The following is an 11,482-nucleotide window of genomic DNA, read 5'->3' as shown; positions in this document are numbered from 1 at the left end:
AAAATTCCACTTGCAGATCAAGCTACCTCAGGCAATCTGCGGCCACAACAAAAAGCCGTTCGCGGGACGAAATTGTCACGTCACACGGTCCCGGAGGGTGGCATGCCAGAGATCAAGATTGTGACTGAAGTCGCCGGACGCGTGTGCGCGCTGGCCGCAGAAGCCGGAGCGAGTGTCGGTGACGGCGACGAGATTGCATTCGTCGAAGCAATGAAAATGGAAATCCCGGTAACCTCGACAATTACCGGGAAAATCAAGGCAATTCTGGTCAAACTCGACGACGTGATCGCTGAAGGACAGGTGGTCGCGATCGTCGAAGCCTAGCCATTTCGCGTCATACTTTTGATGCGTGACGATCTGTCCGCCAGTGCGACTGGCATAATGGTGGACGTGAACGTGCTCGGACGTTGCCATCGCAATGCTGCGATGACATCATCCCAATCAGAAAAAGTTTCATCTAGCGAAACAATTTGGGGGAAACATGAACCGTCGACTGTCGAACTTTGCGCCTGCCGCACTCGCAGGCATCTCGCTCATGGCGTTTGCGCCGGCGCTGGCCCAGGACGTCAAGCTGCCGCCGACCATGACGTTCACCGCCTATGATACCGGTACCGCCGGATTCAACATTGCGGTCGCCGTCGGCAAGATGATGAAGGACAAATACGGCACCGACCTGCGGGTCCTCCCCGCAGGCAATGACGTGGCGCGCCTCGCGCCCTTGCGCGCCGGTCGCGCGATGTCTTCGGCGATGGGGTCCGGCACCTATTTCGCGCAGGAAGGCGTGTTTGAGTTCGGCGCCAAGGAATGGGGGCCGCAAGCCTTGCAACTGGTGCTCTCGTCGGTCGACTGCAACGCGGGTTCGCTCGGCGTCGCCCGCGATACCGGGGTCAAGGAGGTCAAGGATCTCCGCGGAAAGCGAGTCGGTTTCGTCGTCGGCTCCCCGGCGCTGAACCAGAACGCGCTTGCGATCCTGGCGTTCGGCGATCTCAAGCAGAGCGACGTCAAGGCGGTGGAATTCTCCAGCTATGGCGCGATGTGGAAGGGCTTGATCAACAACGACGTCGATGCCGCCTTCGCGACCACCATCACCGCTCCCGCAAAGGAAGCCGAGACCTCGCCGCGCGGCATCGTCTGGCCCCCGCTCCCGCACAGCGACAAGGCAGGTTGGGAACGTGTCAAGAAAGTCGGCTCGTTCTTCTTCCCGCATGTCGCAACCTGCGGCGCCGGCATTTCCAAGGAAAAGCCGATCGAACTCGGAAACTATCCGTATCCCATTTTCGTCGTCTATGGATCGCAGCCGGTTGACCAGGTCTATGCCGTGACCAAGGCAATGATCACGGGCTACGACCTCTACAAGGATGCCGCCGCCGGCGCTGCCGGTCTGGCAGCCGACCGGCAGACCAAAAACTGGGCGGTGCCCCTCCATCCCGGCGCGGTGAAGGCGATGAAGGAAGCCGGCCAATGGAGCGACGACCAGGAGGCGCACAACAATGCGCTCTTCAAGCGGCAGGCCGTTCTGGCCGCGGCGTGGGCCGACTACGGCAAGGCCAGCCCGCCGTCGGACGAAAAGGCATTTCTTGATGGCTGGATGAAGGCTCGCGCCGCAGCGCTTGCCAAAGCCGGCATGCCGAACGGATTCGAATAGAGCATCGCAAACCCGCGCACGACCGATCGCCCGCAACTATTGGAACAGATGAATGACGCTTCCTCCATCCGATAGAGCGCAGCAGCCGCGCGCCGTGTCGTCGCCGACCGGCGGCGCCCCAGCCGAGCCGGCCAAGGTCGAGTTGGCCGATCCGCTGGTCGCGGTGGCCGACCTGCAGGAAGCCGAGGTCTCGCGCATCCGCACGCTGAAAGGCGGCTGGCGCTGGCTGCTGATCGTCCTGACCGCGGTGACGATCCTGCTGTGCGTGAACCAGCAATTCTCATTGCGGTTCTTCATCGACTACACGCAGCTCAACACCGAATATTTCTATCTGCTGATCGCGTTGATGCTGCCTTTCACGTTCCTGATATTTCCAGGTTCGGAGAAGGCAAGCATCGAGCGAATGCCCTGGTATGACATCGCGCTGTTCGTGCTGACATTCGGCGCGGCGATCTACCTGATGATGAACGTCCGCAAGGCGGCATCGGCAGGCTGGGAATTCGGCGGCGCGCCGACACCGGTGATCGCAGCCGGCCTGGTGATGTGGTTCGTGCTGATGGAGGCGCTGCGACGCACCGGCGGCTGGAGTCTCCTGCTCAGCGTGCTTCCCTTCACGCTGTATCCGATGTTCGCCGATTCCAAATGGCTTGGACCGTTCCGCGGCACCCAATCGAACCTGGAACAGACCACCGCCTATCACACGCTGTCCGGCGAAAGCCTGCTCGGCATTCCGGTCCAGGCCTTCGCCGACACGGTGATCGGCTTCCTGGTGTTCGGCACCGCGCTGATGATGACCGGCGCCGGCAAGTTCTTCATCAACATTGCATTCGCGATGTGCGGAACGTTCCGCGGCGGCGCGGCAAAGGTTTGTGTTTTTGCCAGCGGACTGCTCGGCACGGTCGGCGGCAGCATCGTCTCCAACGTGCTGACGGCCGGTACCATGACCATCCCGGCGATGAAGAAAACCGGCTTTACGCCATCCTACTCCGCCGCGATCGAAGCCTGCGCCTCGACCGGCGCCGTGCTGGCGCCGCCGGTGCTCGGCGCCACCGCGTTCGTGATGGCGCAGTTCATGAACACCAGCTATGCCGACGTAGCGCTCGCCGCGACCATCCCCTCGATCCTGTATTATGTCGGCCTGTTCGCGCAGGTCGACGCCTATGCCGCGCGTCACAAGTTGAAGGGGCTGCCGCGGGAGGAACTTCCGCGCTTCATGGATGCCTTCAAGGAAGGCTGGTACTACCTCTTTGTCATCGCGATCCTCGTGGTGATGCTGCTGCACTTCAAGCGCGAGAGCCACGCGCCGTTTTACGCATCCGTGCTGCTGGTGATCCTGCATCAATGGTCGGGACCGGCGCCGTGGAAGCGCGGCAATACGGCGGTGCTCGTCCTCTCGATCGTCGCGACCGGGCTGATGTTCTGGTTCGACGTGCTCAACGCGATCCTCTGGGGCATGTGCCTGCTCGCTGCGCTGAACGAATTCTTCCCGGGCAAGAACTGGGGCGGCGCGCGCTGGCTGCAGTTCCTCGAACTGAACGGTAAGACCTTCGTCGAGCTGATCGCCATTCTTGCCGGCTGCGGCCTCCTGATCGGCGCGTTCTCGCTCACCGGCGTGATTTCAAGCCTCGCCAACGATTTGCTGAACATCGCCGGCGGCGACGCGTTCCTGCTGCTCATCATGTGCGCGTTCACCAGCCTGATCCTCGGGCTCGGGCTGACCACGACGTCCTGCTACATCTTCCTCGCCATCCTGGTGGCGCCCGCGCTGGAAAAGCTCGGGCTCAACAAGATGGCCGTGCACATGTTCATCTTCTACTGGGGCATGCTGTCGGCGATCACGCCACCGGTGGCTATCGCCTCCTTTGCCGCGGCCGGCATCGCCGGTGCGCCCGCGATGAAGACGGGATGGGAGAGCATGTGGGTGGGCAGCATCATCTATTTCATCCCGTTCTTCTTCGTGCTGAACCCTGCATTGCTGCTGCAGGGGAACAACCCCTATCTGGAAGCGCTCGGGCTGACGGGACTGGCCTGTTTCGGCATCATCTTCATATGCGGCGGCATCCAGGGCTATCAGGCCTATGTCGGCGACCTCCGCGGCGCCGGCGCGCTGGAATGGCCGCTGCGCGTGCTGCTGGTGATCGGCGGCTTCGTGATCGCGACGCCCGGCGGCGGCATCATGCCGATCTCGCAATTGCAGATCACCTGCCTGGGCCTCGCCATCCTGATCCCGACGGTGCTGGTCGCCTTCCTGTTGTGCCGGCGCCAAAGTCTGTTGCCGAACCAGTTGCGCGCCCCGTGATTGCGCGGCAAAACGGTAGGCGATGACAGTATCGCCCACCGGCGCCCTAGCCTGGACCAGTTCGAAACCGCCTTTGCTGCGGTTTCTCGACGGCTGTCATGCCGAGTACCTGCCTGAGACCAGCGGGGCGGTCGCCGACTACATCCCTGAGCTCGGGAAGGCCGACCCTGCCCATTTTGGCATCAGCCTCGCGACCCTCGACGGCCATGTCTACGAGGTCGGCGACACGCAGGTCCCCTTCACCATCCAGTCGATGTCAAAGCCCTTTGTGTTCGCGCTGGCGCTGGACACGCTGGGCGCCGCGCGGGTGGAGAGCGTGATCGGCGTCGAGCCCTCGGGCGATCCCTTCAACTCGATCCGCCTCAACGTCGAGAACCACCCGTTCAATCCGATGGTCAATGCCGGCGCTATCGCCTGCTCCGGGCTGATCTATGAGGCCAAGGGCGACGGCGCGTTCGAGTACATCCGCCAGGCCTTGGGACGCTTCGCCGGCCGCGAGCTTGGCGTTGACGACGCCGTATATTCGTCCGAGAGCCTGACCGGCGACCGCAACCGGGCGATCGGATATCTCCTGCGTACCAACGCGGTCATCAGAGACAATGTCAGCTCGGTGCTGGAGGTCTATTTCCGGCAATGCGCGATCCTGGTCAATGCGCGCGACATCGCGGTGATGGCGGCAACATTGGCCAATCGCGGCATCAATCCGGTGACCGGCGAACAGGTGATGACGCCTTACGCGATATCGCGGACGCTGTCGGTCATGACCAGTTCCGGCATGTATGACTACGCCGGCGAATGGATCTACCGCGTCGGCATCCCCGCCAAGAGCGGCGTCGGCGGCGGCATTCTGGCCGCATTGCCGGCGCGGATCGGGCTCGGCAGCTATTCGCCCAAACTCGACAAGCACGGCAACAGCGTCCGTGGCATCAAGGTCTGCGAGGCACTGTCGGCGCATTACGACCTGCACATGCTCAACCGCAGCGACAACGCGCGCAACGCCATCATTGCCGATTACGATATCGGCGAAAACCCGTCGCGGCGCAGCCGCCGCCCGCACGAGCAAACCATCCTCGCCGCGCACTATCAGGACGTCCGCGTCATCGAGCTGATGGGCACGCTGTCGCTATCCAATGTCGACTATATTGCGCGCCGGCTCGTGGCCAAGCCGCGTCCGCAATTCGTCATCTTTGATTTTCGCCGGGTCACGTCGATGACCCCTGCGGGCGCCCGGCTGCTCGCCGAGGAGTTTCGCGAGCTGGCGGCCTACCAGGTCACCGTCATCGTGTCCGGCATCAAGCGGGCCGACGCCGAATGGCAGCCGATCGCGGAGCGGACCGGCACCCTGCCGAACATGCGGTACTATTTCCTGCTCGATGCCGCGATCGAATGGGCGGAAGACCAGGTGGTGTTTCGCCACGGCGGCTCGATCGATTTTTTCGAGACGACGGAACTGTCCGAACAGCCGCTGCTGGTGGGATTGACGGACGAGGAACTGACCGATCTGAGTTCGCTCTGCACCATCAGAACCTATCAGCCCGGCGAAAAGATCATCGCCGCCGGCGATCCTGCCTCCTCGGTGTTTTTCCTCAGGAGTGGCGTGGTGCACGTCACCCTGCCCGACGGCATCCGGCTGGCAACGCTGACGGCGGGAATGCCGTACGGCGAGATGGCGTTGCTGGAGCAACGCCGCTCCGCCGATGTGCTCGCAGACATGTCGGCGACCGCCTTCGAGGTCCCGCTCCGCGATTTCGAACGTTTTCGCGAGCAGCATCCCCGCGCCGGCGAGCGGATCATGCGCAACCTCGCGCAACTGCTCGCCGATCGCCTGATCCTCGCCAATGCCAAGGTGAATTTGCTGACGTCGAACTAGGGCTACGGACTTGAGACTTAGGTCTTGCCCCGCCCGCTCTTCTCCGCGGCGCGGCGCAACGCCTCGGCGAGGGCGCCGCCGCCCCCAGCTTCCTGCGGCTTGCGCGGCGCTGACGACGTCATCGATGCCTTCGAGTATTCGCGCATCTTGGTGTCCGACAGCTTGGGACCCTTGTCGCCGACCTCGTCGTCGAGACGCAATGTCAGTGCGATGCGCTTGCGGGCGACTTCGACCTCCAGCACTTTCACCTTGACGATGTCGCCAGGCTTCACCACCTCGCGCGGATCCTTGATGAAGGTTTTCGACATCGCCGAGATGTGCACCAATCCGTCCTGGTGCACGCCGATATCGACGAAGGCGCCGAACGCCGCGACGTTGGTGACCGTGCCCTCGAGGATCATGCCGCGCTTGAGATCCTTGATCTCCTCGACGCCCTCCTTGAACACCGCGGCCTTGAAGGCCGGGCGCGGATCGCGGCCGGGCTTTTCAAGCTCGCGCAGGATGTCGGTCACCGTCGGCAGACCGAACGTGTCGTCGACGAAATTCTGCGGCTTCAGCTGGCGCACGATCTCGGCATTGCCGATCAGCGCCTTGATGTCGCTCTTGGTCGCGGTCAGAATCTTGCGCACCACCGGATAGGCTTCCGGATGCACGCCGGAGGCATCGAGCGGATCCTCGCCGCCCTGGATACGCAGGAAGCCCGCGCACTGCTCGAACGCCTTCGGGCCGAGCCGCGGCACTTCCTTCAGCCCCTTGCGCGACTTGAACGGGCCGTTGGCGTCGCGATGCTGCACGATGCTTTGCGCCAGACCCGCGCCGATGCCCGACACCCGCGCCAGCAGCGGCGCGGACGCCGTATTGGCATCGACACCGACGGCGTTGACGCAATCCTCGACCACGGCATCGAGCGAACGCGCCAGCTTGGATTCGCCGAGATCGTGCTGGTATTGCCCGACGCCGATCGCCTTGGGATCGATCTTCACCAGTTCAGCCAGCGGATCCTGCAGCCGCCGCGCGATCGAGACCGCGCCGCGCAGGGTGACGTCGAGTTCCGGCAATTCCTCGGACGCAAAGGCCGAGGCCGAATAGACGGATGCGCCCGCCTCCGACACCACGATCTTCGACATGTTCAGGTCCGGGAGCAGCTTGACCAGCTCGGTCGCGAGCTTGTCGGTCTCGCGCGAGGCGGTGCCGTTGCCGATCGCGATCAGATCGACGCGGTGCGCAACCGCAAGCTTGCCAAGCGTCGCCAGCGCCGCGTCCCACTGCCGCTGCGGTTCATGCGGATAGACCGCCGTGGTCGCCACCACCTTGCCGGTGGCATCGACGATGGCGACCTTGACGCCGGAGCGGAAGCCGGGATCAAGCCCCATGGTGACGCGCGCGCCTGCGGGCGCCGCCAGCAACAAATCGCGCAAATTGGAGGCGAACACCCGCACGCCTTCGGTTTCGGCCGTGGTCCACAGCCGCATCCGCAGGTCGATGTTGAGATGCACCTGGATCTTGGTTCGCCACGCCCAGCGCGCGGTCTCGACCAGCCAGCGGTCGCCGGGGCGGCCCTGGTCGGAAATCAGGAAGCGCTGCATGATCTTCAGTTCATAGGCGCTCGGCACGTTGGCGACCGGGACCTGCGCGTCGGGCAGAATCTGCAGCTCGAGGATTTCCTCCTTTTCGCCGCGGAACAGCGCGAGGATGCGGTGCGATGGCAGCTTGTGCAGCGCTCCGTTGTATTCGAAATAATCCTTGAACTTCTCGCCTTCGAGCTTTTTCCCCTTGCGCACGGTCGAGGTCATTACCCCATTCGACCACATTTCCTCGCGCAGTTTTCCGATCAGATCGGCGTCCTCGGCGAACCGCTCCACCAAAATCGCACGCGCGCCCTCGAGCGCGGCGGCGACGTCAGCCACCTGCTTTTCAGCATCGACGAAACTGGCCGCCACCACCTGCGGATCGTTTTGCGGCTGCGTCAGCAGCAGTTCGGATAGCGGCTCAAGCCCGGCTTCCTTGGCAATCTCCGCCTTGGTGCGACGCTTCGGCTTGAACGGCAGATAGATGTCCTCCAGACGCCCCTTGCTGTCGGCGGCCATGATCGCGGCTTCCAGCGCGGCATCGAGCTTGCCTTGTTCGCGGACCGAATTGAGGATCGCGACGCGGCGCTCTTCAAGCTCACGCAGATAGGTCAGGCGCTCTTCCAGGGTGCGCAATTGGGCGTCATCGAGCCCGCCGGTGATCTCCTTGCGGTAGCGCGCCACGAACGGAACCGTGGCGCCACCGTCGAGCAATGTGACCGTCGCCTCGATCTGCTGCTCGCGAACGCCAAGCTCTTCTGCGATCTGTCGATTGATGTTTGCCACGCAACCTCTTTCCAGACTGGCCACGGCGGAATGATGGCCGCGGGACGCCGCTTATGGACTACCACGGATCGATTCATCAACCCGCCCGAGCCGCGAAAACGCAAAGAAATTGATCTGTGGATCAGCATCCCGGAGTGCCGGAATCGTTGGGTCAAGTCCTTATTTGCGGATCAATATATGTGTGGATCGACGGCCCGGTAATGTGTAGACGGACGCTTCCCCTGGGAGCGTCCATGTCCATTTGCGGTCTAGATTTCGGAACGTCGAATACGACGCTCGGCACCATCGAAGGCGAGGCGCCGGTCCTGGCGGAGCTGGAGGCCGGCTACACCACGATTCCCAGCGCGATCTTCTATGAGGTCGACGGCGCGGTCCTGATCGGCCGCAAGGCCATCGCCGCCTATGTCGACGGCGCGCCCGGCCGCCTGATGCGCAGCCTCAAATCGGTGCTCGGAACCTCGCTGATCGACGAAACCACCCGGCTCGGGCGCCAGCGGACCGGCTTTCGCGACGTGATCGCCTATTACCTCGGCGCGGTGAAGCGGCGCGCGGAACAGGCTACCGGCCTCGAACTGCGCGATGTCGTGCACGGCCGCCCCGTGCATTTCGTCGACAATGCGCCGGACGCCGACCGCAAGGCGGAAGAGACGCTGCGCCAGATCGCGCGAGAAGTCGGCTTCGACGACGTCACCTTCCAGTTCGAGCCGATCGCCGCGGCGCTGGACTATGAGCGCCAGATCGAAAGCGAAGAAGTCGCGTTGATCGCAGATATCGGCGGCGGCACGTCGGATTTTTCGATCGTGCGGCTCGGGCCCGAACGCCATGCCAAGGCCAATCGCTCAAGCGACATTCTCGCCAATGACGGCGTGCGGATCGGCGGCACCGATTTCGACCGCCAGCTCAGCCTCGGCGTCGTGATGCCGCTGTTCGGCTTCGGCAGCGCCATGAGCCGCGCCGGGCTCGACGTGCCCTCAAGCTATTTCCACGACCTCGCGACCTGGTCGAGCATCAACCGCATGTATGAGCCGCGCGTGCTCGCGGACATCCGCCAGGTCCGGCGCGAGGCCAGCGAGCCTGAATTGCTCGACCGGCTGGCGCGCGTGGTTGAGGAACAGCGCGGCCACACGCTGTTGATGGAGGTCGAGGAAGCCAAGATCGCCCTGTCGGACAAGCGCCGCGCCGACATTCCGCTGGAATGGGTGATGCCCGGCCTCAACGCTGGCATCAGCCGCCCCGATCTGGTCAGCCATACCGGGCAACTGGCCGAGCGTATCGCCGCCCGCATCAAGAATTGCCTCACGCACGCCGGGCTTGGGCCTGAGGATATCGACGCTGTCTTCCTGACCGGTGGTTCGGTGCAGCTCGCCCATGTCCGCAATGCGATCAGGAAGGCGGTGCCGGCGGCCCGCCTCGTCGAAGGCGACACGTTCGGCGCGGTCGGCAAAGGGCTGACGCTGGAGGCGCTGCGGCGGTACGGGCCGCGGGCCTGAAATCATCGCACCGATGGCCGCTGCCACTCCATCACGACAAACCAGGGCACCCGCCGAGCCCGTTCCTGATGCGCGGGGTCGCCGGACAACGGTCCGGGCTCCGCGAAAAACGTCAGTTGCAGGCCGCTTTCGAGCAAGGCCGTCATGTAGGCGGCAAGCGGCCGGTGCCAGTTCTGGATGCGTATTCCCGCCCATTCGAACCAGAATGGAAACTCTTCGAGATAGCGATCGACGGGAAAGTGAAGATGGCGTCCTTCGGCATCCTTCACCCACCCCCGATCGGCGCTGGCTGATGTGAATCCCGTGAGATTTGCGATCAGCAGCGAGCCGCCGGGTTTCAGAACCCTGGCCATCTCGTTGATCGCCGTTCTGAAATCGACGATATCAATCAGCGTGAGGTAGCTGACAACCAGATCGAAACTGGCCGCCTCGAATTCAAGCTGCTCGGCATTGCCGGACCGGTAGTCGCCGGTTGGATCGCGCTGCCTTGCCACCTCGAGCAATTGACGGGTCGGATCGATCCCGGTCGCAGCCACGCCGGCGGCCTTCAGCATCCTGCAGAAACGGCCCTCGCCGCAGCCCACATCCAGCGCACGCCCGAACCGGCCTGCCGCCACGCGGCTGAGCATGACCGGATCGAGCACGTGCTCGCGGCCCCAATCTCCGCGCTCGCCCATGGAGTCGATCCAGGCTTGCGCTGAAAGCTCCCATCCGTTGCTCATGAGGGTACCCGCATCCGAACACAGTCGTTATTGAATGGAAGCCAACGGCAAACCATCGCCTCAGCGGCCAACTTCGCCAAGTTTGGTGGATGGCTCGTGCTGCGATTCCAGCCGGTTGCCATGGCGGTGAACGAGGCGCCATTCGCCGGCCTCGCGGCAAAAGATATGCGTAACCCGATTGGACCAGCCGGTGATGCCTTCGACGTCGGCGACGCGTTGGTTTTCGAAGGTCTCGATATCGGTCACGTAGAACATCGCAGGGGTGACGACCTTGGAGATATTCTCGTGACGGACGGTTCCACCCTTGAACCTCGCGCCGGCCCAATCCCACCGCCGAGACACCGCTTCCCATCCCTTTTCGTAGCCGCCCCAGCCGTAGAAGCTGGTCGCTTCCGAGGTGTGCGAATAAAGCGCCTTGATCGCGGACACATCACCATTGGCAACTCTGGCCATCGCCTGATGTAGCCGGGCGATGGCCACGCTTACCGAGGCGTCGAGTTCCTCTTCAGTCATACTCTCGCCCACCTATGGAATCACTTCCGTGACCGGCTGCAGGTCGATGGCAAAGGTTTCCAGGAACTTCGACGTCATGATGTAGAAGCCAACCGAAAGCTGCAACTCGACCAGCGCGGCCGGTGTCAGTTTCGAGGCAATGGCGTTGAAGGTCGCATCGGTCGGCTTGTGCAGCTTGACGATCTCGTCGGTGAAAGCGAGCGCCGCGCGCTGCACCTCATTGAAGCATGTGGCCGACTGCCAATTTTCCAGCGCCTCGTTCTGCTCGTCGGTGACGCCGACGTTCTTGCCGATACGCTTGTGCGCGACGATTTCGTAAGGCGCCTCGCACAGGATGCCGGTGCGGGTGATGGCAAGTTCGCGCACGACCGGATCGAGCTCACCCTTGTGCCTGATCGCACCGCCCAGCCGGCAATATTGCTCGAAATAGCTCGGCGAATGCGCCATCATTCTGAAAATATTGGCATTGCGGTTCTTGCCGAGGATTTCGCGGGTACGATCGCTGTGTTTAGCAGGATCGCTGTATTCGATGCGGGCCATTTCTCACCTTGTTCTCTTTGATTTTGCAGGCGGATCATGCCTTGCGGTT

At 63.1% G+C, this 11,482-nt stretch carries 9 protein-coding genes; 5 read left to right on the top strand and 4 right to left on the bottom strand.

Annotation, left to right across the window (positions count from 1 at the left end):
• Window positions 1-102: 102 nt before the first annotated feature.
• The 4 genes from ABIE49_RS37435 to glsA all read left to right on the top strand — a co-directional run bounded on the left by ABIE49_RS37435 (window position 103) and on the right by glsA (window position 5,814).
• Entirely contained in the window at window positions 103-324 is a 222-nt protein-coding gene (locus ABIE49_RS37435; RefSeq protein WP_192739703.1) for an acyl-CoA carboxylase biotin carboxyl carrier protein subunit, read from the top strand.
• 157 nt (window positions 325-481) lie between these two features.
• Window positions 482-1,645 carry a TAXI family TRAP transporter solute-binding subunit gene (locus tag ABIE49_RS37430; protein WP_192739704.1) on the top strand — a complete coding sequence of 388 codons (1,164 nt, stop codon included), beginning with the start codon at window positions 482-484 and terminating at the stop codon, window positions 1,643-1,645.
• Window positions 1,646-1,697: 52 nt separating this feature from the next.
• Window positions 1,698-3,944, top strand: a complete 2,247-nt coding sequence (locus tag ABIE49_RS37425) for a TRAP transporter permease (protein ID WP_192739705.1) — start codon at window positions 1,698-1,700, stop codon at window positions 3,942-3,944.
• A gap of 22 nt (window positions 3,945-3,966) precedes the next feature.
• Window positions 3,967-5,814: a glutaminase A gene (gene glsA / locus ABIE49_RS37420; protein WP_192739706.1), complete on the top strand. Its 1,848-nt coding sequence runs from the start codon at window positions 3,967-3,969 to the stop codon at window positions 5,812-5,814.
• A gap of 17 nt (window positions 5,815-5,831) precedes the next feature.
• On the opposite strand, the gene ABIE49_RS37415 is transcribed toward glsA, so the two are convergent.
• Window positions 5,832-8,168 (bottom strand): Tex family protein, encoded by a 2,337-nt coding sequence (locus tag ABIE49_RS37415; RefSeq protein WP_192739707.1) that lies wholly within the window; start codon window positions 8,166-8,168, stop codon window positions 5,832-5,834.
• Between the two features lie 233 nt (window positions 8,169-8,401).
• On the opposite strand from ABIE49_RS37415, the gene ABIE49_RS37410 reads away from it, so the two are divergent.
• Window positions 8,402-9,658, top strand: coding sequence for an Hsp70 family protein (locus ABIE49_RS37410; RefSeq protein ID WP_192739708.1), 1,257 nt, complete (start codon window positions 8,402-8,404; stop codon window positions 9,656-9,658).
• 2 nt (window positions 9,659-9,660) lie between these two features.
• On the opposite strand, the gene ABIE49_RS37405 is transcribed toward ABIE49_RS37410, so the two are convergent.
• The 3 genes from ABIE49_RS37405 to ABIE49_RS37395 are packed head-to-tail and all read right to left on the bottom strand — an operon-like array spanning window position 9,661 to window position 11,433.
• Window positions 9,661-10,380: a class I SAM-dependent methyltransferase gene (locus ABIE49_RS37405; RefSeq protein WP_192739709.1), complete on the bottom strand. Its 720-nt coding sequence runs from the start codon at window positions 10,378-10,380 to the stop codon at window positions 9,661-9,663.
• Window positions 10,381-10,440: 60 nt separating this feature from the next.
• Entirely contained in the window at window positions 10,441-10,893 is a 453-nt protein-coding gene (locus ABIE49_RS37400) for a YybH family protein (RefSeq protein ID WP_192739710.1), read from the bottom strand.
• A 12-nt stretch (window positions 10,894-10,905) separates the two neighbouring features.
• Window positions 10,906-11,433 (bottom strand): carboxymuconolactone decarboxylase family protein, encoded by a 528-nt coding sequence (locus tag ABIE49_RS37395; protein WP_192739711.1) that lies wholly within the window; start codon window positions 11,431-11,433, stop codon window positions 10,906-10,908.
• Between the last annotated feature and the right edge of the window lie 49 nt (window positions 11,434-11,482).

The organism is Bradyrhizobium sp. OAE829 (genome assembly GCF_040546575.1).
Taxonomy (GTDB): Bacteria; Pseudomonadota; Alphaproteobacteria; order Rhizobiales; family Xanthobacteraceae; genus Bradyrhizobium.
This window is presented reverse-complemented; position numbering and strand designations above follow the sequence as displayed.